Here is a 22,307-nt window from a genome sequence, read left to right on the forward strand (position 1 = left end):
TATATGATTCTGATTAAAAAATCAAATTCCGTCAAGTAATGATTATCCCTGACGTTGTTTGAAGCGAGGGTTCTTTTTGTTGATCACCAACAGAACACCTTTTCTACGAACTATTTTACAATCCGCACTTCTTTTTTTGATTGCAGCTCTTACCTTCATGATTATTACTTTATAAAAGGTTATGATATTTTTTTAATTATTTTCCCAGCCCCGCTACTTCTTTTCCAATCCTTATTTGTACCTGAAAATAATACGGCCTCTAGACAGGTCGTATGGGCTCATCTCTACGCCCACCTTATCTCCTGGCAGAATGCGTATGTAGTGCATTCTCATTTTACCAGAAATGGTGGCCAGGATCTCATGCCCGTTTTCCAGTTTTACACGGAACATAGCGTTCGATAAGGCTTCTAAAATAATTCCATCCTGTTTAATGAGTGCCTGTTTTGCCATAAAAATTTTTAGGACTGCAAAGATAGCATTTATCTTTTGAAATAGAAAAATTTACCTCGATTATTATTAATATCGCTAGTTTTTTTATTGAAATCTGCTTTTTTCTTCAGCTTTTTGGCCTAATATTAAACAATTACAATATAACCAGACTAATAATTTGTGTTTAACGCAGGGTTGTTTTTCTCTGCTTTTTCAATTTCAGTAAAAGAAGACAATATATCTGCCTTTCCTTTAGCAACCGCTACCGTATGCTCAAAGTGAACGGATGGGCTGCCATCGCGGGTTACCACTGTCCATCCGTCTTCAGAATATTCAACATCCTTGGAACGGAGGTTGATCATCGGCTCAATAGCAATCACCAGTCCTTCTTTCATTACAGGGCCGCTACCTCTTTTACCATAGTTAGGCACCTGGGGGTCTTCATGTAAATGACGGCCCAGTCCATGTCCTACCAGTTCCCGTACCACGCCGTATCCTCTCTCCTTCTCTGTATATTCCTGGATAGCATAGGAGATATCCCCTATCCTGTTCCCTACTACCGCTTTTTCAATTCCTTTATACAAAGCCTGTTTGGTAGCTCCCATCAGGCGAAGTACGTTCTCCTGTACATTTCCGATAGCGAAGGTGTAGGCGCTGTCTGAATGGAAACCATTCATATATACTCCAACATCTACGGTAAGGATATCGCCATCTTTCAGTACATAATCATTGGGGATTCCGTGAACTACCGCCTCGTTTACCGAAATACAACAGGCGGCAGGAAAGCCTTTATAGTTCTTAAAAGACGGAGTTCCACCATTGTCAACGATGTATTTATCTGCAATTGCGTCCACTTCCAGGGTAGTCATCCCGGGTTTCAGTTTAGCAGCAACTTCGGCCAGGGCTCCACTCAGGACTTGTGCACTCTTACGGATCAGCTCTATTTCTTCCTTCGTCTTATAGTGAATCATAACAATCCTTTGTTTCTTCGGGTAAAGCTTACCCTATCAAAAAATAATATAGCCACTAAAGCGGTAAGCTTCTGTGGCTATTTATTGTGCTTGAACACTTACGCGTTCAATGACTTATACATTAGCCGGGGCAGTTCTGCCTTTGATTCGGCCGGTGCTCATCAAGCCATCGTAGTGACGCATGAGCAGCTGGCTTTCAATCTGTTGCAAGGTATCCAGAATTACGCCCACCATGATCAGCAGGGAAGTACCACCAAAGAAGGTAGCAAAGTTGCTGTTAACTTTGAATGCTGCCGCTACTCCGGGAAGTACGCCAACTAAAGCCAGGAAGAAAGCTCCCGGTAAAGTGATGCGGTCCATTACTGCACCGATATAATCGGCAGTTGCTTTACCTGGTTTTACACCTGGAATGAAACCGTTGTTACGTTTCATTTCATCTGCCATCTGGGTTGGGTTGAAGATCAACGCAGTGTAGAAGTAGGTGAAGATGATCACGAGCAAACCAAAGATAAGGTTGTACCAACCGTTGGTATGGTCGCTGAAAATGCGGATAAATCCGGAAGCGCTTTCTGAGTTGGTAGCGAAACCAACTACAGTGGCAGGGATAAACATGATCGCCTGGGCGAAGATGATAGGCATTACACCGGCTGCATTCACTTTCAGTGGAATGAACTGGCGTACGCCGCCATATTGTTTATTACCTACAATACGTTTGGCATAATTTACCGGGATCTTGCGGGTACCTTGTACAAGCAGGATCAGGCCTATAGTAATTAAAATAAAGATCGCGATTTCTACGAGGAACAGGATCGGGCCACCTCCTTCACCTGCAACCTTGCTGGAAAACTCTTGCACGAGCGCCTGAGGTAAACGGGCTAAGATACCCATCATGATAATGATAGAAGTACCATTACCAATTCCTTTATCAGTGATCTTTTCACCTAACCACATTACAAACAGGGTACCTGCTGTAAGGATAACGGTAGTGGAAAGCCAGAAGAAAAAGGTACCATATTCAGGAATAATAGCGTTACCGGAGTTATTACGTAAATAAGCTACGTAAGCACTAGCCTGTAAACCTGTTACTATTACTGTGAGATAACGGGTATATTGGTTGATCTTTTTACGCCCGCTTTCGCCTTCTTTCTGCATTTTCTGGAAACTAGGCACCGCAATTGTCAGCAATTGTATGGCGATAGAAGCAGAGATGTAGGGCATGATACCTAACGCGAAGATGGAAGCTCTTGAAAAGGATCCGCCGGCGAACATGTTCACCAGACCGAGAATTCCCTGGTTGGATGACTTTTCAAAGTTAGCCAGTGCATTAGCGTCGATGCCAGGCAAAGCGATATAGGATCCTACACGGTAAATGAGGACCAGGAGCAGGGTGGTCAGAATGCGATTACGCAGGTCCTCAATACTCCAGATATTCTTAATCGTTTCGATAAATTTCTTCACAGGAAGATAAAGGTTTAATAGCGCTATTAAATATGAAAAGACGCACTACTCCGTAGGCGTCTCCTCAGTCGTAAAGTCTTATACCAGTTCTACTGATCCACCTGCAGCTTCGATGGCCTGTTTAGCTTTTTCGCTGATAGCGTTTACTTTAACAGTCACTTTAGTTTTGAGTTCGCCGTTAGCGAGGATCTTAACTTTAGCGGTGCTGTTAATCAGACCGTTCATGTACAGATTTTCCAGATTAAACTCCTGGAGGCCGTATTTTTCAACTAATTGATCCAGTTGGCCCAGGTTGAAGATTGTATATTCTTCGCGGTTATTGTTTTTGAAGCCACGTTTAGGCATACGACGCTGAATTGGCATCTGGCCTCCTTCGAAACCTCTTTTGCTAGCATAACCAGCGCGTTGTTGAATACCTTTGTTACCTTTTGTAGAGGTACCACCTTTACCGGAAGCCTCACCACGTCCGAGACGTTTTTCTTTATGTACAGCGCCTTGTGCTGGCTGCAATGAATGTAAGTTCATGATTCTTAATTGTTTTTACTTGCGCGGAAATCAACCGCTCGCTTATTCTAAAATAAAAATGGTAAAGTCACAAATGTAAAGGTAAGATTATCAACAGACAATCCCACAGCAGTGTTACTTTAATTAAGCGTTAACTGTTTCTACCGTTACAAGGTGATTCACTTTGCGCACCATACCCAGGATCTGAGGAGTTGCTTCCACTTCAACAGAAGATTGCAGTTTAGTCAGGCCCAGTGCCTTCAAGGTCAGTTTTTGCCTTTCAGGACGGTCAATACCACTTTTCACTTGAGTGATCTTAATCTTTGCCATAAATCCCTATCCGCGTAGGCGGAGTAATTTAATTGTTAATGAAATATTTTCAAAAAATTTTCGCTGGTTATCGGATTAACCGTTGAAAACTTTTTTCAGGGCAACGCCTCTGGTTTTTGATACGCTGATCGGTTCGCGCAGTAAGCCTAAAGCTTTAAAGGTAGCTTTTACCACGTTGTGCGGGTTAGCAGAACCTAAAGATTTAGCCAGTACGTCGGTTACTCCTGCACTTTCCAATACGGCACGCATAGAACCTCCGGCGATTACACCAGTACCGTGAGCAGCTGGTTTAATCAACACTTTAGCAGCACCTTCTTTTGCGAATTGATCGTGAGGGATAGTACCGTGCATAACAGGAACCTTGATCAGGTTCTTTTTAGCATCGTCTATACCTTTGGTGATAGCCTGCTGTACTTCTTTAGCTTTACCAAGACCGTGACCTACCACGCCGTTTTCGTTACCAACAACTACTAAAGCGGAGAAACTGAAAGTACGACCGCCTTTAGTGGTTTTAGTAACACGGTTGATCGCCACCACTTTCTCTTTCAGCTCCAGATCACCAGCCTTTACTTTATTGAATGAATTCTTTGCCATTTTATTTTATAAGAATTACTTGTTCAGAATTATACAATTCGGACTCCGGTGATTAAAACTGAAGACCGCCTTCTCTTGCTCCATCAGCAACGCTTTTCACGCGGCCATGGTATAAATAACCACTTCTGTCGAAAACGCATTGGGTGATACCCAGGGCCAGTGCTTTCGCTGCCACTGCTTTACCAACCAAAACAGATTTCTCAGATTTAGTACCTTGCTGGGCTTTGATATCCTTATCGCGGGAAGAAGCTGATGCCAGGGTTGTACCGTTGGTATCATCAATCAGTTGCACATAGATATCGCTGTTGCTGCGAAACACAGACAATCTTGGATTCTTTGCAGTACCGCTAACTTTCTTACGAATGCGATAACGGATCTTCTGTCTCCTGTTAACTTTTGTGCTCATTTTGAGTTTTTATTTTATTCTCCCGATGCTGCCGGGAAGTGTAAAACCGGCTAACCAGGCGGCAAGCCTGATTAGCCAATTAATAATTTTATTTACCAGCTGATTTACCAGCTTTTTTACGTACAACTTCGTCGCTGTAGCGAACACCTTTACCTTTGTAAGGCTCTGGTTTACGCAGGCTGCGGATTTTAGCAGCTACCTGACCCAGCAGTTGATTATCAGTACCTTCCAACATGATCTTAGGGTTTTGACCTTTTTCAGTCAGGGTAGATACTTTCAGTTCTTTAGGAACTTCGAAAACGATGTTGTGAGAATAACCTAAAGACAGATCCAGTAACTGGCCGGAGTTAGTAGCTTTATAACCCACACCCACCAGTTCCAGTTGTTTTTTGAATCCTTCGGTTACACCAGTAACCATGTTAGCGATCAAAGCGCGGTATAAACCGTGTAATGCTTTGTGGCGGATCTGGTCAGTAGGGCGAACAACGTTAACAACGCCATCTTTCACTTCCACTTTGATATCTCTGTCAACAGATCTTTTTAATTCGCCTTTAGGACCTTTTACGGTTACTTCATTGGCTGGAGAAACTGTAACAGTAACGCCGCTGGCCAATTTGATAGGACTCTTACCTATACGTGACATAACTTTAATTTAAAGTTGTTTATAACTTGTTTTTTACCGGGGTTATCTGTGTTCAGCGCCGTATAGAAAGCTTAATTGTCAGATAACAGGAAAGACTGACGTAGTCGGTAACCGCTAGTCAGTCAATATATTAATAGATGTAGCAAACTACTTCGCCACCTACATTTTGAGCTTTTGCTTCTTTATCGGTCATTACGCCTTTAGAAGTGGAGATGATAGCGATGCCCAAACCATTTTTAACGCGTTTGAATTCGCCTGGTTTAGCGTATTGACGCAGACCTGGACGGCTTACACGCTGTAATTCCTGGATAGCAGGAATTTTGGTTACAGGGTCGTATTTCAACGCGATTTTGATCACGCCTTGTTTGTTATCTTCTTCGAATTTGTATTTCAGGATATACCCTTTATCATACAAAATTTCGGTAATACGTTTTTTCAGCTTAGAGGCTGGAATTTCCACGATCCTGTGGGTGGCCATTTGCGCGTTCCGGATACGTGTCAGGAAGTCTGCTATTGGATCAGTAACCATTGCTTAAATAGTTTTGATAGATGTTTACAATGCGATATCCAATCGTAATTAGATGGGAATCAAATAACTAGATTTAAAGCTTAAAGATGCCGGACAAGTTAAGATAACTATCCAGGATCCAAAGGCTTACCAGCTGGCTTTTCTTACGCCAGGGATTTTACCTGCGAGTGCCAGGTCACGGAACATGTTCCTGCAGATACCGAAGTGACGCATGTAGCCTTTAGGACGACCGGTCAGCTGGCACCTGTTTTTCAGACGAACAGGAGATGCATTTTTTGGAAGCTGGTCCAGTGCAGCATAGTCACCAGCAGCTTTCAGGGCAGCGCGCTTTTCAGCGAATTTAGCTACCATTGCTTCTCTTTTCCTTTGTCTGGCTTTTACGGATTCTTTTGCCATAATTAATTTATCGTTTCGATTTACTGATTATCTTTTTTAATGTTCCTGAACGGCATGCCCAGTTCTTTCAGGAGCTCGTAAGCTTCTTCGTTGGTTTGAGCGGTAGTAACGAAAGTGATATCCATACCGGAGATCCTGGTTACTTTATCGATGTCGATTTCAGGGAAGATGATCTGTTCAGTGATACCCAGGGTATAGTTACCGCGGCCATCGAACGCTTTATCATTGATACCTTTGAAGTCACGTACGCGAGGCAGTGATACAGAGATCAAACGATCCAGAAAATCGTACATATTAGTACCACGTAAGGTAACGCGGGCGCCAATAGGCATGTTTTTCCTGAGTTTGAAGTTAGAGATATCTTTTTTAGACAAGGTAGCGATTGCTTTCTGACCGGAGATACGGGTCATTTCGTCTACCGCGATATCCACCAGTTTCTTATCACCTACTGCGCCATTGATACCTTGGTTCAGGCAGATCTTTTGCAGACGAGGAACTTGCATTACAGTTTTGTAATTGAATCTCTTCATCAGGGCGGATCTAACCTCGTCCTGATATTTTTTCTGCAGTCTTGGAGTATATTTTGCGTTTGACATTACTTAATTACCTCCCCTGATTTTTTTGCGATACGAATTAATTTACCGTTTTCTCTCTGCCTGTTAACCCTGGTTGGTTTACCAGTTTTAGCATCCCACAGCATCACGTTGGAGATAGCGATAGGAGCTTCCTGCTTAACGATACCACCTTTGGTATTTTGAGCAGTAGGCTTAGTGTGTTTGGTAACAATGTTAACGCCTTCGACAATAACGCGGGCTTTATCAGGCTGCACTTCCAGCACTTTACGTGGCTTGGTCCTGTCCTTGTCTTCGCCGGCAATAACCGCAACCAGGTCGCCTTTTTTAATGTTGAATTTAGGCTTAAATCTAGTTTTCATTACTTTGATTTATTTATAAACGCCAAGCGAAACCATAGTTTCGCTTGATTAATGTTTTTTCTCGTTCTTGCAAACGGGCTGCAAAGATAAGAAATATTTTGGGATTTTGAGATTTTGGCCTTTTTGACAAAAATTTCAAAAAAAACAAAATCTCAAAATCGTACTATTTATAATACCTCAGGAGCGAGGGAGATAATTTTCATATATCCCTTGTCTCTCAATTCACGGGCAACCGGACCGAAAATACGGGTACCGCGGGGTTCGTCTGAGTTATTCAGCAGTACAACTGCGTTATCGTCGAACCGGATATAAGAACCATCTTTACGACGTAATTTGTTTTTGGTTCTAACGATTACAGCTTTAGTAACCATACCTTTCTTTACACCACCACCAGGGATTGCGTCTTTCACGGTTACTACGATTTTATCGCCTACTTTAGCGTAGTCCTGACCTGAGTTACCTAATACGCGGATGCAGAGTACTTCTTTTGCACCGCTGTTATCAGCTACGCTCAGTCTTGTTTCTTGTTGTATCATCGAAATGAGATTTGTTGTTTAATCAGCGGCTGGTACCAGGGAAGCTGGCAGCAGCTTGAAACAAATGATAAATTATTTTACTTTTTCGATTACTTCTACCAATCTCCAGCATTTGTTTTTGCTCAGAGGGCGAGTTTCCGCGATTTTCACGGTATCACCAATGCTGCACTCGTTATTTTCATCGTGTGCCATGAATTTGGTAGTTTTTTTCACGAATTTACCATAGATCGGGTGCTTCACTTTACGCTCCACCTTCACAGTGATGGTTTTATCCATTTTGTTGCTGGAAACCACACCAACCCTGGTTTTTCTTAATTTTCTTTCGGTCGTCATTGTTGAAAGTATTTAACCCTCCGGGGGGAGGACATAATTTGTTATACTAATGCTTTTCAGCAGTTCGATCAGGAACTGAAGATCTAGAAGCCCAACTCTCTTCTACGCAGTTCGGTATTCATACGAGCGATGTCGCGTCTAACGGCGCGGATGCTCATTGGATTTTCGATTGGCGTAATTGCATGACCAAAGGTCATTTTTTTCAAGCGGAGTTTCTCAGCAGAGATTTTCTCTTTAAGATCTTGATCGCTCAGTCCTTTCAGATCCAGCTTTTCTTTTGCCATTTGTATTTGAATTTGAGACGGTCGTTTGCGGACCGGGAATTTGAGTTATTGTGCTTAGGAATTACGCAACGTAGTCACGGCTCGTTACGAATTTTACTTTGATAGGCAGTTTTTGAGCGGCCAGTTCCATTGCTTCTTTAGCAACTTGTAAAGGAACGCCATCTGCTTCAAATAAAATTCTACCCGGTTTTACTACTGCTGCCCAATGGTCTGGAGCACCTTTACCTTTACCCATCCTCACTTCCAAAGGTTTAGCAGTGATTGGTTTATCAGGGAAAATACGGATCCAAACGTTACCCTCACGTTTCATGTGCCTTGTTAAAGCAACACGAGCAGCTTCAATCTGCCTGTCTGTGATCCACTTAGGTTCTAATGCTTTAAGGCCGAAAGTACCAAAGGAAAGAGTAGCGCCTCTTTTAGCGTTCCCCTTGATGCGACCTTTGTGCATCTTCCTGTGTTTCACTCTTTTTGGCTGTAACATCTTCTATATTGTTAATGTTAATAGTAATTGTTAATATCTGCTTTACCGCCAGAGATTATCTGCGGCCGCCACCACGGTTATCTCCACCTCTTCTGTCACCACCGCGACCACCTTCTCTGCGTTCGCCATGATGTTCTCTTCTGTCGCCACCGCCGCGGTTTTCGCTTTCTTTACCTGTTAATACGTTAGGGTTTAAATCGCGTTTACCCAGTACTTCACCTTTACAGATCCATACTTTGATACCGATTTTACCATAAACGGTTAAAGCAAAGAGAGAAGCGTAGTCGATGTCCATACGGAAAGTATGTAATGGAACGCGACCTTGTTTCATTTCTTCGGAGCGGGCAATTTCAGCACCACCTAAACGGCCGCTGATCTTAACCTTGATACCTTCAGCACCCATTCTCAGTGCAGTAGCGATCGCCATTTTGATAGCGCGTTTGTAGTTGATACGGCTTTCAATTTGTTTAGCGATTGTTTCAGCAACGATGTTGGCATCCATTTCAGGGCGGCGGATCTCCAGGATGTTGATCTGAACATCTTCCTTACCTGTCAATTTCTTCAGCTCTTCTTTGATGCGATCAACTTCGTTACCGCCTTTACCGATAATGATACCAGGCTTAGAAGTATGAACAGTGATGATTAACTTACCTAAAGTTCTTTCGATCACAACTCTAGAAATGCCACCTTTATTGATACGGGCATTCAGATAAGTTCTGATCTTGTTATCTTCGATCAGTTTGGTAGCAAAATCTTTCTTGCTGCCATACCAATTAGAGTCCCATCCTCTGATGATACCTAACCTGTTACCAATAGGATTTGTTTTCTGACCCATGTTCTGGTTATTTGTCTATTAGTTTAATAGTTTTATTTCATTTTCGTTTCCGGTATGGCACAGATTATTGTGCTTTACTGTCAACAACAATCGTTACGTGGTTACTTCTCTTGCGGATTCTGTAACCTCTACCTTGAGGAGCAGGGCGCATTCTTTTCAGGGTGCGGCCACCGTCAACAAAAATAGTTTTTACGATCAGGTTAGCATCTTCTACCCTTGCACCTTCGTTCTTCACTTTCCAGTTAGCGATAGCAGATACCAGCAGTTTTTCTAAAGGTACGCTTGGGTGCTTTGGATGGAATTTCAAAATATTCAAAGCCTTTTCTACATCCAGACCACGAATTAAGTCTGCCAGCAAACGCATTTTGCGGGGAGATGTAGGATTATTATTCAGCTTAGCTACTGCTTCCATTGTTATTAATTTCTTTTATTATTTAGTGTCTGTTGTCTGAAGGTTGCGTACTGGTTTGAAACCTTACTTCAAACCTTCGGCTTTCAGACTATAATTACATTTTCTTGTTTACGTGTCCTCTGAAGTTACGTGTAGGTGCAAATTCACCCAGTTTATGACCAACCATGAATTCTGTTACATAAACAGGAATAAATTTGTTGCCATTGTGAACTGCGAAGGTATGACCAACGAAATCAGGCGTGATAGTAGAACGACGGCTCCAAGTTTTGATAACAGTGCGTTTGGTGCCAGCATTCATTTTTTCAACCTTGTTTTCTAATTTTTGGTCTACGTAAGGACCTTTTCTTATGGAACGAGCCATGTCTTTACTATTTATGATTTTTCAAACCCGGTCTCTGTTGCCGGAGACCGGATTCAGAAATTATAATTTTTTACCGTTTTTTCTGCTAATGATCAGTTTATCAGAACTCTTATGTGGTTTTCTGGTTTTCAGACCTTTTGCATATTTACCAGTTCTTGATCTAGGATGGCCGCCTGAAGATTTACCTTCACCACCACCCATTGGGTGATCTACTGGGTTCATTGCAACACCACGGTTACGAGGACGGATACCTCTCCAACGGTTAGCACCTGCTTTACCGATAGATTGCAGGGCGTGATCTGAGTTAGAAACGGTACCAACGGTAGCTTTACAAGTATTTAATACTTTACGCAGCTCACCGGAAGGCATTTTCAACACAGCGTATTTTTCTTCCTTGTTGGATAATTGTGCATAAGCACCGGCGCTTCTTGCGATGGCGCCGCCTTTACCAGGTTGCAGTTCAATGTTGTGAACTACAGTACCCAGGGGCATGTTTTTCAGAGGGAGAGCGTTACCTACTTCAGGCGCTACTTCTGCACCGCTGATAACAGTGCTGCCAACCTGTAAGCCTTGCGGAGCGATGATGTAACGTTTTTCACCATCAGCATAGCTTACCAGTGCGATGAAAGCACTACGGTTTGGATCGTATTCGATAGTTTTAACGGTAGCAGGAATGTTTTCCTTGTCGCGTTTAAAATCTATGATACGGTATTGTTTTTTGTGACCGCCACCGATATAGCGCATAGACATTCTACCTTGCGCGTTTCTACCACCGGATCTTTTTGCAGGCTCCAGGAGGCTTTTTTCAGGGGTATCAGCTGTTAATTCGGCATATGCGTTGCCAATTTTCCAGCGGGTACCGGCCGTCATTGGTTTGTACTTCTTCAGTGCCATTACTTCCTAAAAAGTTAAATGTTGTTGATTAAAATTATGATTGTCGTCTGTATATACATCCACATCCTGGCGGTTAAGCCAGAACGGCACTACATGTTAGCATACAGATCTATAGTTTCGCCTTCTGCAATGGTAATGATCGCCTTTTTGTAAGACGGTTTTTTACCAGCAATGAAACCGGCTTTAGTAAAGCGGAATTTAGCTTTACCAGGCATTACAGCAGTATTTACATCTGCAACGGTTACGCCGTAGAATTCTTCCACTGCTTTTTTGATCTCCAGTTTGTTGGCTTTTTTGTCAACAATGAAGTAGTAGCGGTTGAATTTATCGGTAGCTTTATTTACCTTTTCGGTAACCACCGGTTTGATTAAAACATCTGAAAGTTTCATCTTCTTATCGCTTATCGCTTTTAGCTTAGAGCTTTAGCTTGTTAATTAATTGGTTATCAATCCTATGCTTCAGCAGGCTCTTCAGTGAAGATCTTAGCTGCGCTTTCAGTGAATACGATATAGTTGCTGTTCATGATATCGTAAGTATTGATATCGCTCAGAACTGCGCCATCCACGGTAGGAATGTTCCTTAAAGACAGGTAAACATTATCAATGTATTCAGGAGTGATAAACATAGTTTTTCTTCCGTCAACATTAATGTTCAGATTCTTCAGGATACCAACGAATTGTTTGGTTTTAGGAGCGTCCAGCTTCAGATCTTCAACGATGATGATGTTGTTTTCTTTAGCTTTGATAGAAAGAGCGGAGATCTTAGCGAGATCTTTCACTTTTCTGTTCAGTTTAATGCTCCAGCTATGAGGTTTAGGTCCGAAAATGGTACCACCGCCTTTATAGAGAGGGTTACGGATGTTACCTTTACGGGCGCCACCAGTACCTTTTTGTTTGTGTAATTTACGGGAAGCACCTTTTACTTCTGCCCTGGTTTTTACCTTGTGGGTACCTTGACGTTGAGCAGCAAGGTATTGTTTTACAGCCAGGTAGATTACGTGGTTGTTAGGCTCCACACCGAAAATCTCCTCAGGGAGTTCGATGGATCTTCCGGTTTTCTTACCTTCTATATTTAAGATATCTACTTGCATGTTACTTCTGGATTAAAACGATTGAACCATTGTGGCCGGGAACGGAACCACTTACCAGGATATAATTCTTTTCAGGGAATATTTTCAGGATTTTCAGACCTTTCACTTTCACTCTTTCATTACCTGTCTGACCAGCCATACGCATACCCTTGAAAACGCGAGAAGGATAAGAAGATCCGCCAACAGAACCAGGAGCTCTGCTTCTATCGTGCTGACCGTGGGTAGCTTCACCCACACCGCCGAATCCGTGGCGTTTTACAACACCTTGGAAACCTTTACCTTTGGAAGTGCCTACTACGTCTACAGATTCACCTTCAGCGAAGATTTCGCAGGTGATAGACTCACCGAGGGCTTTTTGTACATCCGGATTACGGAATTCTTTAACGTAACGTTTTGGAGAGGTGCTTGCTTTCGCGAAGTGATTGCTTTCTGCTTTAGTGGTGTGTTTTTCTTTCTTTTCACCGAAAGAAACCTGAATTGCGTTGTAACCATCTGATTCCAGGCTTTTTACCTGTGTTACAACGTTGGGACCTGCTTCGATAATGGTGCAAGCAGTTTGCTTACCATTAGCTTCGAAGATGCTGGTCATACCAATCTTTTTGCCAATAATACCTTTCATGTTTATATGATTATACCCAGCGCCTGGGGGGATTCTAGCTATCCCCAGGATGGGCGGTTTAAATACATTTATTGGTTGGCCGCCCAGAAGGCGCGACCTATGTTACTTTGTTAAAATCGGTTATTCGTTGTTTATCAACGGATAAACATAAAATCAATAAAGGCCGGCCTTTTGCCTGCCTTGCTGTTGTCCTTATGCTTTAATTTCAACTTCTACCCCAGATGGTAAATCCAGCTTACTAAGCGCATCTACAGTTCTGGAAGAAGAGGTGTAAATATCCAGTAAACGTTTGTGAGTACACAGTTGGAACTGCTCGCGCGCTTTCTTGTTAACGTGCGGAGAACGCAATACTGTAAATATTTTCTTCTCGGTAGGTAAAGGAATTGGACCTGTTACCACGGCACCCGTGTTACGCACGGTTTTAACGATCTTCTCAGCAGACTTGTCTACTAAATTGTGATCGTAGGACTTCAGCTTGATTCTTATTCTCTGAGACATAATGCAATGAACTTCTTCTAGTTTTTTCCCAATACAATTTGGGAGGGCAAAGGTAACCCGTTTTTTCTATTTGACAAATAATTCTGCGGAAAAAAATAAAAGAAACTTGCCAGTAGCCGCGCTCTGGCTTAGGAAGAAGCTGACCGGAATGGAGAAAAAATGACAATAAGGCTTCAGAATTAATTCATTGTGTGTAGGTTAAGCCTTAAGGTAACTTCACATGTCGTTTCGACAAATATAGGAAAACAAATTTCAAAACAAAAAAAATCTGGCGACCCGGAAAAATAAAAAAGGCTGCCCCGCTTACCTGGAACAGCCTTTCGATTAGTTAAAGGTTTGACGATACATCCGGGCATTCGTAGCTGCCCTAATGATTAAAGTGGTAATCCACCACCTAAGCCACCTAATAATGATTTAACTAAGCCTAAGATCAAAGCTAACAGCTGATTCAGTAAATCCATGGAGAAAGGTTTTAATAAGATACTGCCTACTCTATTACCTGGTTTTCGGCATTCCCAGTTCGTTACTCATTAACGGACTTAAAAATAAAAGCTATCCTTCATTCAACAATCGTTCATTTTATTCATTATATCGTCGCCAGGCCATCCTATTCATTCATTCAGCATATATAACGTAAACGATTACACGAAACTATATCAAATAAAATACTGATACACCACCAGCAGCAAAAACAAAAAGAGGCCGCTCATTGAGCCAGCCTCTTCAATTAAGTGTTGCATAAGGGAAAAACATTATTCTGTTTGCTGTAATCCCTTACAACGTGGGAATCATTACAGACCTCCCAGTAAGGATTTCAGCAAAGCAATGATTGTTGCCAGCAGTTGATTCAGTAAATCCATAAGATAGTTTTTACTACGAGTGACACCTACTCTGTTATATTGGTTTTCGGCAATCCCAATGCCCCTTCTTGAATAAGGCTCGCCGAAATTATTATCAATATTTTTAAATACAATCGTTCATTTTATTCAGTTTGCTATCCTACCTAATTATTGTTCAGTACGCCCACAGAAAAAGAAAAGGGTACCTACCAAGTAGATACCCAAGAACAAGTTGATAAAATAGGGAGACTAATATCTCACTACTCTTACAGCATCGGTTAAATGCCACCTAATGCCCTAACCAGCAATGCCAGCAATCCTTTCAGAAATGTGTTTAATGCATCGAGGATCATAAAGCTGATTTGTTTCATTTCTGCCTACTCTTTTACATGGTTTTCGGCAATCCCATTCGTTAATATCCTAATAGGGAATTATAAAGCGCCAGTTACAGTGTTCAAGAACTTAACTATCGCCTGCAGAATTGTGTTTAACATAAACAGGAACAAATTAAATACAGATGTGACGCTTACTCTATTCCGGGTTTTCGGCAATCCCCAGCCTGCGGGTTTGCAGGCGCTTCGCTAAAATAATCGCTTATTATTTAAAACTAGCCGTTCAATTAGTGCATTTTAACTGCATCTTATTCATTCCGTTCATTCAATAAGGAATGCCAACATAGAAAAAGGCGGATATAAATATCCGCCCTCAATAACTTAACAATCTCTGCCATCACTATCTGTTACGCTCTTCTCTATAAATCTGTTTAGCCCGCGCTGATGGTAAATAGATCTGGAACCCTACTCCCAGGTTCAACCGGTTTGAAGTAGTTGAATTACCAAATCCAACAGTCAAATCATACTTTAACAACCCTTCCAAACCCACATTAGGTGTGATAAAGTAAGAAATTCCAGGACCCACGCCGATATCCAAGCCATTGGTAGAAGCTCCGTTTGCCGGGTTAAACCCTGCAAAACCTACTGTTCCTTCCAGGAAAAAGCGGGAACGTTTTGAGAACTCCAGTTTTCTTACATTCTTGTCTTCAACAAAATAACGGGCTAACGCACCAACACCATAGTTAACATTCGTTCCGGGGTTGTCTGTGGATAAACCCAGGTTAACATAACCTCCCAAGGCAAATCCATCCTTAATGAACCAAGCTGCTTTCGGGGTCAGATCCATACTGAACTGGGTGCTGCTTTTCTGAAAATTTAACCCCAAATTCGCAAGGGTACCTCCAACCATAATGTTTCCTTTCTGAATCTGTGCATTCGCGACCATTCCACATAAGACGATTGATAATGCAAGGGTTAAATGACGCATTCTTTTCATAGTCTGATTTTTAGTATTAACAATTAACATGTTGAATGAATAAGAACTTTCAAACGCAAACCTTCGTTTGCAACAGGGCTTGAAGCCAAATAATAAAGGCAGGGGATAATGGGGCCGATCCTTCTCACAACAAACAAACGCACGTGGGTTTTACTATTCTTCCGCAAAAGTACTGAATATGAATATAATATATGTCAATATCCAAAAAAAATCCTCACTATCAAGCACATACTTTTTTTATCCATTATACCTTAAATGGAATAACATTTTAAATACTAAGGTTGTTGCGATAATTATGATTTAATGCTATTGGTGTGGTTGTTTCTGCAATAAATCATGCCGTTAAGTACTTTGAATTCAGCCATTCCGCATGTGTAGAGAAAATACCTTTCTGCTGAAGAAAACGCAAATAACTATCCATTTTCAACTGCATTCTGGTACCACACACCCGGTTGATATAACCAGGAAGAGAATAAGCGGTTATATCTGCCAGTTCCCAGGGATGAAAGTAAAAGGATAAATAGTCATCTTTTGCCAGTACCTGGTTACTGAAATGTCTCGTAACCCATAATGGCATATTCTTTACGCTCAGCCAGAAAATAGGATACCTGAGGTATGGGGACACCGAGGACGGAATAATCCAGACATCCTGGTCTTTATACAGGGTTCTTGGCAAATGCCGGTTGTTATATCTTCCTGGCAGCCAGGTTGGGTTAATGGAAGCATCGTACAGGTAGCCAGCCTTTTTCAGGGCCGCTTTATTCACTTCTTTCAGCCGGGGCATCCGGAAGCCTTGTATCACCTGCCCGCTGATCTCCTGCAATGTAAGTCGCGACCCTTCCAGGTCCGCATCTGTAAACGAGCTATGATAATAGGCATGAGACGCTATCTCATGCTTTGCAGCAATTTGCCTGATCAGCTCAGGATAGTGCTGCGCCCAATATGCAGTGATGAAAAAAGTAGCGCGAACATCGTATTTGTCGAACAATGACAATGTTGCCTGCAATCCTTTCCTCGAAACCTCCAATTTATCTTGTAGTGTAACCTGCTGGCCAAATTCTTCTGGAATATCGAATTCCTCCACATCGACACTTATTAATATTCGCTTCTTTTCTCTCATACAGGCCTATACGGTCAATGAATCCCAAACTAATTTGCAGTAATTGAACATTTCTTTCAACAGTAATTTAGTACGGAAGGATGAAAACTGGATATCTGACCTGCAAGCTACGGATACTGCTCCAATTTTCAGGTGGGGACGTTTGCCCGCCTGGTACATGAATTCACTGTCGTACAGGAAGCCGTCAATATTTGTTTCCAAAAGCACATTCCTGCCATAGGCATTAAAGCCTTTAAGGCCGGCCTGGGCATCTTCTACCTTCAGGTTAAGCACCATTTTGTTCAGGAACCTGCTGACGCGGGTGATCCTTCTCCTTTTAGCAGGCAATTTATCCAGGTAGGCTTCTCCCCTTTCTCCGGCCACCACATCAGCTCCCTGCACCAACCTGTCGAACACTCCTTTCACGGAATGTACCCCAAACGGGAAATCCAGGTCGGTGCATACCTGGAAGGCATATTTGGAATGTTTTACCCCTTCTCTGACGGCATATCCTTTGCCCCGGTTTCTGGAATAATTTACAATGATAATGTCAGGGATCGCGGTTTTCAGATAGTCGATCTTCTCCTGCTCAAAGCCCCTGGCAGAGCCATCGTTCACCAATATCAACTGCACCGCCGTATCCTTCAGCAGGCCTGTAAGCTCGGTATAATGACCAATGAGTGATTCTACCCAATTTCCCGAAGGATTGTAGCAGGGTAGAATCAAATCAAGGCCGGGAGCCAGTTGTCCGATCTGTCCCGAAGTATATACAACAGTTGTAGGAGGTGCTTGTAATTGTATTAACTCTAATGACATATTTTATCTAAGCTACAGATGAGGCGGATGACATATCCATAACAATGACGTGGAAATCACTTATCCCCCCTAGAGAAGAAAAATAAAAAGGCCCCGGGGACCGGGACCTCTGGCAGTTAGCAAAAAGTAATATTCAGTTGTAGGTTACAATGAAAGTATCGAAAATTCTTATCATGGCAATAGCATATTCATGTCAGAAGGCGGGAGGGGGATAAAACAAAAAGGGCCTCTATCAGATAGAGGCCCCTCGTATTAAGATGCTGATTATTAAGCGTTTACTTTACCCTTTACTTTCGCGATCACTTCTTCTGCAACGTTGTTTGGAGCAGGAGAATAGTGAGAGAACTCCATGATAGAAGTTGCACGACCGGAAGACAGGGAACGTAACTGGGTTACGTAACCGAACATTTCGCTCAAAGGTACTTTAGCTTTGATCACCTGAACACCATTCCTGGAGTCCATACCTTCCAGCATACCACGACGACGGTTCAGGTCACCTGTTACATCACCCATGTACTGATCAGGAGTTTGTACTTCCACTTTCATGATTGGCTCCAGCAATACTGGTTTAGCTTTGCGGGCTGCCTCACGGAAAGCTTGTTTAGCACAAAGTTCGAAAGACATCGCATCGGAGTCCACGTTGTGGTAAGAACCATCAAACAGGCGAACTTTCAGGTTAACTAACGGGAAGTTAGCCAATACACCCTGGTTCATAGATGCTTCGAAACCTTTCTGTACCGCAGGGATGAATTCTTTTGGAATAGCACCTCCGAAGATATCGTTAACGAATTGGAATGATTTACCCTCGTTTTCTTTCAGCCATTCTGCATCAGCAGGAGAGATTTCAACCTGGATGTCAGCGAATTTACCTTTACCACCGGTTTGTTTCTTGAATACTTCGCGGTGTTCTACTTTAGCGGTCAGGGCTTCTTTGTAAGCTACCTGAGGAGCGCCCTGGTTAACTTCTACCTTGAATTCACGTTTCATACGGTCAACGATGATTTCCAGGTGCAGCTCACCCATACCGGAAAGAACTGTTTGACCGGTTTCTTCGTCGGTTTTTGCTTTCAGGGTAGGATCTTCTTCTACCAGTTTAGCGATGGCCATACCCATTTTATCAACGTCCGCCTGTGTTTTAGGCTCGATAGCGATGTGGATCACCGGCTCAGGGAAGGTCATAGATTCCAGTACGATAGGATGGTTCTCATCGCACAGGGTATCACCGGTTTTGATATCTTTAAAACCAACAGCAGCTCCGATATCACCAGCTTCGATGAAATCGATAGGATTTTGCTTGTTAGCGTGCATCTGCATGATACGGCTGATACGCTCGTTTTTGCCGGTACGGGTGTTCAGGATATAAGAACCTGCATCCAGGTGACCGGAATAAGCGCGGAAGAAGGCCAGACGACCTACGAAAGGATCGGTCATGATCTTGAACGCCAGAGCAGAGAATGGTTCTTTAGCATCAGGTTTACGTTCGATCTCTTCGCCGGTATCAGGGTTTGTACCTTTTACAGCTTCGATATCCAGAGGAGAAGGCAGGTAACGGCAAACCGCATCCAGCATTTTCTGAACACCTTTGTTTTTGAAAGAAGAACCGCACATCATAGGGATGATAGCGATATCGATAGTCGCTTTACGGATTGCTTCGTGGATTTCTGTTTCAGAGATAGAGTTAGGATCTTCGAAGAATTTCTCCATCAGGGTATCGTCGTATTCTGCAACAGCTTCAACGAGTTTAGCTCTCCACTCTTCTGCTTCTTCCTTCATATCAGCAGGGATTTCGATTTCCTGGTAAGTAGCACCTTTACTGTCTTCGTCCCAGATGATACCTTTCATGGTGATCAAGTCAACCACGCCTTTGAAAGTATCTTCAGCACCGATAGGCAGGGTCAAAGGAACGGGGTTAGCACCCAGCATTTCTTTAACTTGTTTAACTACGTTTAAGAAGTCAGCACCTGAACGGTCCATTTTGTTAACGAAACCGATACGGGGTACGCGGTAGCGGTTAGCCTGGCGCCATACGGTTTCAGACTGAGGTTCAACACCTGATACTGCGCAGAATAACGCAACCAGACCATCCAATACACGCAGAGAACGCTCTACCTCAACGGTAAAGTCCACGTGGCCCGGAGTATCAATGATGTTAAATTTATATTGTTTGGTATCTGGAGTAGCTTTACCTTGTAAGGTTGGAAAATTCCAAAAACAAGTGGTAGCAGCAGATGTAATGGTAATACCTCTCTCCTGCTCCTGTGCCATCCAGTCCATGGTTGCTGCACCTTCGTGCACTTCACCAATCTTATGGGATTTACCTGTGTAATACAGGATACGCTCTGTGGTAGTGGTTTTACCCGCATCAATGTGCGCCGCAATACCAAAGTTCCTTTGAAATTTTAAGTCTGCCATAATATTAAAATGACTAAATAATGCAATTTGGGGGGCAAAGGTAATCTATTTCTGGCAATAAATAAAACGACCATAGATTGTCAGCATGTTATTTATTCCTTAACAGCGAAGCACACTCTGGCGTTGTAATTTATCTGTCACCAAATACCAGTTTATCAGCAAAATACGCCAGTTATTAAATATTTTCCACCCATCTTAAATCCGGGTTTAATTTTGAAAACATTTTTTAATTATTTCGTGTTGCATATAGTTAGCACTATATATTAACCGATTGGTAGGCAACACCTAAGAGCATAATAAAAATTTTTAACCAAAAAACCGTCTGTCATGCATCTTTACTACTTGCTTGTAAAAACTGTAATGCATTAACCTCAAGGCTCACCAAAATCTTAAGCACGGGAATTAGTCAATCATACCAGGACTTAGCCGCATAGGATAAGCAATCGACCCCATATTGCCCCATTCTGACGTTTTGCAATTGCAAACAAGGGATAGCACTGGCTTCCAGCGCTAAACGGAACCTTTATTTCTATTTAAAACCATATACATTTTAATAACCTCAATATGAGCAATTCTACACGCGCAGGCACCTGCCTCCTTTTTCTGTTCATACTCTGTAGTACCGCAACCCGGGCGCAAATTATACTTAACCGGTACGTAACTGCCACCTCGGGAGGCGAAGGAACGGTAGGCGCCGTTAAACTCACGTATACAATTGGGGAACCCATTATTTCCTTCATCACAGACGGCCATTTTGCACTAACACAGGGCTTCCAGCAACCGGAAGAACTGCCGCCGGTCAAACCCGGAACCAGGTTACTGAAAGAGTACCTCATCTTCCCTAACCCGGCTTCTACCAACCTGAAAATACAGATGGACCTGCTGGCGCCGTCTTATGTCCAGGTAGAATTGATCAATACGGCAGGGCAAACCCTTTACAGTACGCAACCTTCTATGGGAGCGGGCCGGAATACGCTGGTTATCGGAGTGAACAGGTTTGCTTCCGGAATTTACACCTTAAAACTGCAGGTAGGGCTCCAGATCTTCTTTGAAAAGGTCATTATCCAGTAACTCATTGTACCCCTAGCAAAAAGCTTCATTATGCAAATACGATTACAATTCATTTTGCTGATGTGCATCCTCCATGCTCCATTATGGCTGCTGGCGCAGAAAAACCAGCAGCGGCCACCTGATATTGGAGCCGGTTTTCTATTAGTAAATCCGGATGCCCGCGGCAGCGCCACCGGGAATGCGCCAACAGGCCTTACTCCCGATGCCAACGCTTTATTTTCCAACGCGGCAAAGATTGTATTTGCCGGCGACTGGGGAGTAAGCGCCAATTATGCACCCTGGATGTGGGGAATAAATAACAACCAGTCCAATATGGCCTACGTATCGGCCTTCAAGAATGTAGGGCAGGACAAGAACCAGGCAGTAGGGCTTTCCATGAAATATTTCAATTATGGTAGTATTACCTTCCGGGACGACAATGGCACCGTTATCCAGGAGTATACTCCCCGTGAATATTCAATTGATGGAACCTACGCCAGGAAACTGGGACAGCGCACCTCCCTTGCGGTATCCCTGCGGTACATCCGCAGCCAGCTGGGACAAGGCAATTTCAATGGTCTTCAACAAAAACCTGCATCGGCGGTAGCCGGCGATATCGGGTTCTATTATCAAAACAGTGCAGATGTCATTGATTTTGGCAACCGTTATTGCTTTGGCATCAGCCTGACCAACCTGGGTACCAAGCTTTCCTATACGGACGACAAAGAGCGGAAAAGCTTCCTTCCTATGAACATGAGGATTGGGGGTGGATATGCCTTTGTAAATACCGAAAGCAATACGTTCACTGTCACTATCGAGATCAACAAACTGCTGGTGCCTACCCCGCCTGTTTATGCACTTGATTCCAATGGCGTAATGACCGGTACCATTTTAAAAGGTAAAGACCCTAACCGAAGCGTGGTAAACTCCATATTCTCCTCGTTTGGCGATGCGCCTGGCGGGTTCCAGGAAGAGTTAAGAGAATTTACGTTTGGCGGCGGTATCGAGTACTCGTATAAACAGGTCCTGTTCCTGAGAACGGGGTATTTCTATGAACATCCCAATAAGGGTTATCGTCAGCAGTTTACCAGCGGCATAGGATTAAAATTCTCAAACGTCCAGCTGGATATGGCTTACCTGCTTCCTACAGGCGGTTCGCTTTATCAGAAGAAAACGCTCATGTTTTCACTGCTTTATAACATCAACAAAGATCACTAATCATTCA

At 42.9% G+C, this 22,307-nt stretch carries 31 protein-coding genes; 2 read left to right on the top strand and 29 right to left on the bottom strand.

Annotation, left to right across the window (positions count from 1 at the left end; translation table 11 throughout):
* Positions 1–42: 42 nt before the first annotated feature.
* The 29 genes from rpmJ to fusA all read right to left on the bottom strand — a co-directional run bounded on the left by rpmJ (position 43) and on the right by fusA (position 20,032).
* Positions 43–159, bottom strand: a complete 117-nt coding sequence (rpmJ, locus tag BLV62_RS07615) for a 50S ribosomal protein L36 (RefSeq protein WP_073083232.1) — start codon at positions 157–159, stop codon at positions 43–45.
* Positions 160–231: 72 nt separating this feature from the next.
* The gene (gene infA / locus BLV62_RS07620) at positions 232–450 is read right to left on the bottom strand and encodes a translation initiation factor IF-1 (protein WP_012789309.1); all 219 of its coding nucleotides are present in this window, start codon (positions 448–450) and stop codon (positions 232–234) included.
* Between the two features lie 149 nt (positions 451–599).
* Positions 600–1,400: a type I methionyl aminopeptidase gene (gene map / locus BLV62_RS07625; protein ID WP_089760281.1), complete on the bottom strand. Its 801-nt coding sequence runs from the start codon at positions 1,398–1,400 to the stop codon at positions 600–602.
* A gap of 114 nt (positions 1,401–1,514) precedes the next feature.
* Positions 1,515–2,858: a preprotein translocase subunit SecY gene (gene secY, locus BLV62_RS07630; protein ID WP_089760283.1), complete on the bottom strand. Its 1,344-nt coding sequence runs from the start codon at positions 2,856–2,858 to the stop codon at positions 1,515–1,517.
* 78 nt (positions 2,859–2,936) lie between these two features.
* Positions 2,937–3,383, bottom strand: coding sequence for a 50S ribosomal protein L15 (rplO, locus tag BLV62_RS07635; protein WP_089760284.1), 447 nt, complete (start codon positions 3,381–3,383; stop codon positions 2,937–2,939).
* Positions 3,384–3,506: 123 nt separating this feature from the next.
* The gene (gene rpmD / locus BLV62_RS07640) at positions 3,507–3,692 is read right to left on the bottom strand and encodes a 50S ribosomal protein L30 (protein ID WP_089760286.1); all 186 of its coding nucleotides are present in this window, start codon (positions 3,690–3,692) and stop codon (positions 3,507–3,509) included.
* 75 nt (positions 3,693–3,767) lie between these two features.
* Complete coding sequence (gene rpsE, locus BLV62_RS07645; protein ID WP_089760288.1) at positions 3,768–4,286, bottom strand: 30S ribosomal protein S5; 519 nt, start codon at positions 4,284–4,286, stop codon at positions 3,768–3,770.
* Between the two features lie 52 nt (positions 4,287–4,338).
* On the bottom strand, positions 4,339–4,692 hold the full coding sequence (rplR, locus tag BLV62_RS07650) for a 50S ribosomal protein L18 (RefSeq protein ID WP_089760290.1): 354 nt from the start codon (positions 4,690–4,692) through the stop codon (positions 4,339–4,341).
* Positions 4,693–4,780: 88 nt separating this feature from the next.
* A complete protein-coding gene (rplF, locus tag BLV62_RS07655; protein ID WP_089760291.1) occupies positions 4,781–5,335 on the bottom strand; it encodes a 50S ribosomal protein L6 in 555 nt (184 codons plus the stop codon).
* Between the two features lie 130 nt (positions 5,336–5,465).
* Positions 5,466–5,864, bottom strand: a complete 399-nt coding sequence (gene rpsH, locus BLV62_RS07660; RefSeq protein WP_089760294.1) for a 30S ribosomal protein S8 — start codon at positions 5,862–5,864, stop codon at positions 5,466–5,468.
* A 126-nt stretch (positions 5,865–5,990) separates the two neighbouring features.
* Positions 5,991–6,260: a 30S ribosomal protein S14 gene (gene rpsN, locus BLV62_RS07665; protein WP_089760296.1), complete on the bottom strand. Its 270-nt coding sequence runs from the start codon at positions 6,258–6,260 to the stop codon at positions 5,991–5,993.
* Between the two features lie 20 nt (positions 6,261–6,280).
* Positions 6,281–6,856: a 50S ribosomal protein L5 gene (gene rplE / locus BLV62_RS07670; RefSeq protein ID WP_089760298.1), complete on the bottom strand. Its 576-nt coding sequence runs from the start codon at positions 6,854–6,856 to the stop codon at positions 6,281–6,283.
* Positions 6,856–7,194, bottom strand: a complete 339-nt coding sequence (rplX, locus tag BLV62_RS07675; RefSeq protein WP_089760300.1) for a 50S ribosomal protein L24 — start codon at positions 7,192–7,194, stop codon at positions 6,856–6,858. The genes rplE and rplX overlap by 1 nt, the downstream gene beginning before the upstream one ends.
* Positions 7,195–7,361: 167 nt before the next feature.
* Positions 7,362–7,730 (bottom strand): 50S ribosomal protein L14, encoded by a 369-nt coding sequence (gene rplN / locus BLV62_RS07680; protein WP_089760302.1) that lies wholly within the window; start codon positions 7,728–7,730, stop codon positions 7,362–7,364.
* A gap of 72 nt (positions 7,731–7,802) precedes the next feature.
* Complete coding sequence (gene rpsQ, locus BLV62_RS07685; protein WP_089760304.1) at positions 7,803–8,063, bottom strand: 30S ribosomal protein S17; 261 nt, start codon at positions 8,061–8,063, stop codon at positions 7,803–7,805.
* 83 nt (positions 8,064–8,146) lie between these two features.
* Positions 8,147–8,347, bottom strand: a complete 201-nt coding sequence (gene rpmC, locus BLV62_RS07690) for a 50S ribosomal protein L29 (protein ID WP_089760306.1) — start codon at positions 8,345–8,347, stop codon at positions 8,147–8,149.
* A gap of 61 nt (positions 8,348–8,408) precedes the next feature.
* The gene (gene rplP, locus BLV62_RS07695; protein WP_078666981.1) at positions 8,409–8,828 is read right to left on the bottom strand and encodes a 50S ribosomal protein L16; all 420 of its coding nucleotides are present in this window, start codon (positions 8,826–8,828) and stop codon (positions 8,409–8,411) included.
* 55 nt (positions 8,829–8,883) lie between these two features.
* On the bottom strand, positions 8,884–9,663 hold the full coding sequence (gene rpsC / locus BLV62_RS07700) for a 30S ribosomal protein S3 (protein ID WP_089760308.1): 780 nt from the start codon (positions 9,661–9,663) through the stop codon (positions 8,884–8,886).
* 64 nt (positions 9,664–9,727) lie between these two features.
* Positions 9,728–10,075, bottom strand: coding sequence for a 50S ribosomal protein L22 (gene rplV / locus BLV62_RS07705; protein ID WP_089760310.1), 348 nt, complete (start codon positions 10,073–10,075; stop codon positions 9,728–9,730).
* Positions 10,076–10,169: 94 nt separating this feature from the next.
* The gene (gene rpsS / locus BLV62_RS07710) at positions 10,170–10,436 is read right to left on the bottom strand and encodes a 30S ribosomal protein S19 (protein ID WP_089760312.1); all 267 of its coding nucleotides are present in this window, start codon (positions 10,434–10,436) and stop codon (positions 10,170–10,172) included.
* 60 nt (positions 10,437–10,496) lie between these two features.
* Positions 10,497–11,330, bottom strand: coding sequence for a 50S ribosomal protein L2 (gene rplB / locus BLV62_RS07715; RefSeq protein ID WP_089760314.1), 834 nt, complete (start codon positions 11,328–11,330; stop codon positions 10,497–10,499).
* A gap of 89 nt (positions 11,331–11,419) precedes the next feature.
* Positions 11,420–11,719, bottom strand: coding sequence for a 50S ribosomal protein L23 (gene rplW, locus BLV62_RS07720; protein ID WP_089760316.1), 300 nt, complete (start codon positions 11,717–11,719; stop codon positions 11,420–11,422).
* A 62-nt stretch (positions 11,720–11,781) separates the two neighbouring features.
* Positions 11,782–12,420, bottom strand: coding sequence for a 50S ribosomal protein L4 (rplD, locus tag BLV62_RS07725; protein ID WP_089760317.1), 639 nt, complete (start codon positions 12,418–12,420; stop codon positions 11,782–11,784).
* A gap of 1 nt (position 12,421) precedes the next feature.
* Positions 12,422–13,039: a 50S ribosomal protein L3 gene (gene rplC, locus BLV62_RS07730; protein ID WP_089760319.1), complete on the bottom strand. Its 618-nt coding sequence runs from the start codon at positions 13,037–13,039 to the stop codon at positions 12,422–12,424.
* 192 nt (positions 13,040–13,231) lie between these two features.
* Entirely contained in the window at positions 13,232–13,537 is a 306-nt protein-coding gene (gene rpsJ, locus BLV62_RS07735) for a 30S ribosomal protein S10 (RefSeq protein WP_012789286.1), read from the bottom strand.
* 1,571 nt (positions 13,538–15,108) lie between these two features.
* Positions 15,109–15,705, bottom strand: a complete 597-nt coding sequence (locus BLV62_RS07745) for a transporter (RefSeq protein WP_225889574.1) — start codon at positions 15,703–15,705, stop codon at positions 15,109–15,111.
* A gap of 334 nt (positions 15,706–16,039) precedes the next feature.
* Positions 16,040–16,789: a polysaccharide deacetylase family protein gene (locus BLV62_RS07750; protein WP_168927822.1), complete on the bottom strand. Its 750-nt coding sequence runs from the start codon at positions 16,787–16,789 to the stop codon at positions 16,040–16,042.
* A 42-nt stretch (positions 16,790–16,831) separates the two neighbouring features.
* Positions 16,832–17,620: a glycosyltransferase gene (locus tag BLV62_RS07755; RefSeq protein WP_089760324.1), complete on the bottom strand. Its 789-nt coding sequence runs from the start codon at positions 17,618–17,620 to the stop codon at positions 16,832–16,834.
* 267 nt (positions 17,621–17,887) lie between these two features.
* Positions 17,888–20,032, bottom strand: a complete 2,145-nt coding sequence (gene fusA / locus BLV62_RS07760) for an elongation factor G (RefSeq protein WP_211117732.1) — start codon at positions 20,030–20,032, stop codon at positions 17,888–17,890.
* 564 nt (positions 20,033–20,596) lie between these two features.
* Here fusA and BLV62_RS07765 point away from each other — a divergent pair.
* Together BLV62_RS07765 and porV are read left to right on the top strand one after the other, a co-directional pair.
* Entirely contained in the window at positions 20,597–21,103 is a 507-nt protein-coding gene (locus BLV62_RS07765) for a T9SS type A sorting domain-containing protein (RefSeq protein ID WP_089760328.1), read from the top strand.
* Positions 21,104–21,133: 30 nt separating this feature from the next.
* A complete protein-coding gene (porV, locus tag BLV62_RS07770) occupies positions 21,134–22,300 on the top strand; it encodes a type IX secretion system outer membrane channel protein PorV (protein ID WP_139170003.1) in 1,167 nt (388 codons plus the stop codon).
* Positions 22,301–22,307: the final 7 nt, after the last annotated feature.

The sequence above is a fragment of the Chitinophaga terrae (ex Kim and Jung 2007) genome, assembly GCF_900107795.1.
GTDB classification, from domain to species: Bacteria; Bacteroidota; Bacteroidia; order Chitinophagales; family Chitinophagaceae; genus Chitinophaga; species Chitinophaga terrae.

Excerpts from the sequence above, each read along its gene's own strand:
- rpmJ (WP_073083232.1), bottom strand. The coding sequence starts at position 159 with ATGAAGGTAAGAGCTGCAATCAAAAAAAGAAGTGCGGATTGTAAAATA.
- infA (WP_012789309.1), bottom strand. The coding sequence starts at position 450 with ATGGCAAAACAGGCACTCATTAAACAGGATGGAATTATTTTAGAAGCC.
- map (WP_089760281.1), bottom strand. The coding sequence starts at position 1,400 with ATGATTCACTATAAGACGAAGGAAGAAATAGAGCTGATCCGTAAGAGT.
- rplO (WP_089760284.1), bottom strand. The coding sequence starts at position 3,383 with ATGAACTTACATTCATTGCAGCCAGCACAAGGCGCTGTACATAAAGAA.
- rpmD (WP_089760286.1), bottom strand. The coding sequence starts at position 3,692 with ATGGCAAAGATTAAGATCACTCAAGTGAAAAGTGGTATTGACCGTCCT.
- rpsE (WP_089760288.1), bottom strand. The coding sequence starts at position 4,286 with ATGGCAAAGAATTCATTCAATAAAGTAAAGGCTGGTGATCTGGAGCTG.
- rplR (WP_089760290.1), bottom strand. The coding sequence starts at position 4,692 with ATGAGCACAAAAGTTAACAGGAGACAGAAGATCCGTTATCGCATTCGT.
- rplF (WP_089760291.1), bottom strand. The coding sequence starts at position 5,335 with ATGTCACGTATAGGTAAGAGTCCTATCAAATTGGCCAGCGGCGTTACT.
- rpsH (WP_089760294.1), bottom strand. The coding sequence starts at position 5,864 with ATGGTTACTGATCCAATAGCAGACTTCCTGACACGTATCCGGAACGCG.
- rpsN (WP_089760296.1), bottom strand. The coding sequence starts at position 6,260 with ATGGCAAAAGAATCCGTAAAAGCCAGACAAAGGAAAAGAGAAGCAATG.
- rplE (WP_089760298.1), bottom strand. The coding sequence starts at position 6,856 with ATGTCAAACGCAAAATATACTCCAAGACTGCAGAAAAAATATCAGGAC.
- rplX (WP_089760300.1), bottom strand. The coding sequence starts at position 7,194 with ATGAAAACTAGATTTAAGCCTAAATTCAACATTAAAAAAGGCGACCTG.
- rplN (WP_089760302.1), bottom strand. The coding sequence starts at position 7,730 with ATGATACAACAAGAAACAAGACTGAGCGTAGCTGATAACAGCGGTGCA.
- rpsQ (WP_089760304.1), bottom strand. The coding sequence starts at position 8,063 with ATGACGACCGAAAGAAAATTAAGAAAAACCAGGGTTGGTGTGGTTTCC.
- rpmC (WP_089760306.1), bottom strand. The coding sequence starts at position 8,347 with ATGGCAAAAGAAAAGCTGGATCTGAAAGGACTGAGCGATCAAGATCTT.
- rplP (WP_078666981.1), bottom strand. The coding sequence starts at position 8,828 with ATGTTACAGCCAAAAAGAGTGAAACACAGGAAGATGCACAAAGGTCGC.
- rpsC (WP_089760308.1), bottom strand. The coding sequence starts at position 9,663 with ATGGGTCAGAAAACAAATCCTATTGGTAACAGGTTAGGTATCATCAGA.
- rplV (WP_089760310.1), bottom strand. The coding sequence starts at position 10,075 with ATGGAAGCAGTAGCTAAGCTGAATAATAATCCTACATCTCCCCGCAAA.
- rpsS (WP_089760312.1), bottom strand. The coding sequence starts at position 10,436 with ATGGCTCGTTCCATAAGAAAAGGTCCTTACGTAGACCAAAAATTAGAA.
- rplB (WP_089760314.1), bottom strand. The coding sequence starts at position 11,330 with ATGGCACTGAAGAAGTACAAACCAATGACGGCCGGTACCCGCTGGAAA.
- rplW (WP_089760316.1), bottom strand. The coding sequence starts at position 11,719 with ATGAAACTTTCAGATGTTTTAATCAAACCGGTGGTTACCGAAAAGGTA.
- rplD (WP_089760317.1), bottom strand. The coding sequence starts at position 12,420 with ATGCAAGTAGATATCTTAAATATAGAAGGTAAGAAAACCGGAAGATCC.
- rplC (WP_089760319.1), bottom strand. The coding sequence starts at position 13,039 with ATGAAAGGTATTATTGGCAAAAAGATTGGTATGACCAGCATCTTCGAA.
- rpsJ (WP_012789286.1), bottom strand. The coding sequence starts at position 13,537 with ATGTCTCAGAGAATAAGAATCAAGCTGAAGTCCTACGATCACAATTTA.
- BLV62_RS07745 (WP_225889574.1), bottom strand. The coding sequence starts at position 15,705 with ATGAAAAGAATGCGTCATTTAACCCTTGCATTATCAATCGTCTTATGT.
- BLV62_RS07755 (WP_089760324.1), bottom strand. The coding sequence starts at position 17,620 with ATGTCATTAGAGTTAATACAATTACAAGCACCTCCTACAACTGTTGTA.
- fusA (WP_211117732.1), bottom strand. The coding sequence starts at position 20,032 with ATGGCAGACTTAAAATTTCAAAGGAACTTTGGTATTGCGGCGCACATT.
- BLV62_RS07765 (WP_089760328.1), top strand. The coding sequence starts at position 20,597 with ATGAGCAATTCTACACGCGCAGGCACCTGCCTCCTTTTTCTGTTCATA.
- porV (WP_139170003.1), top strand. The coding sequence starts at position 21,134 with ATGCAAATACGATTACAATTCATTTTGCTGATGTGCATCCTCCATGCT.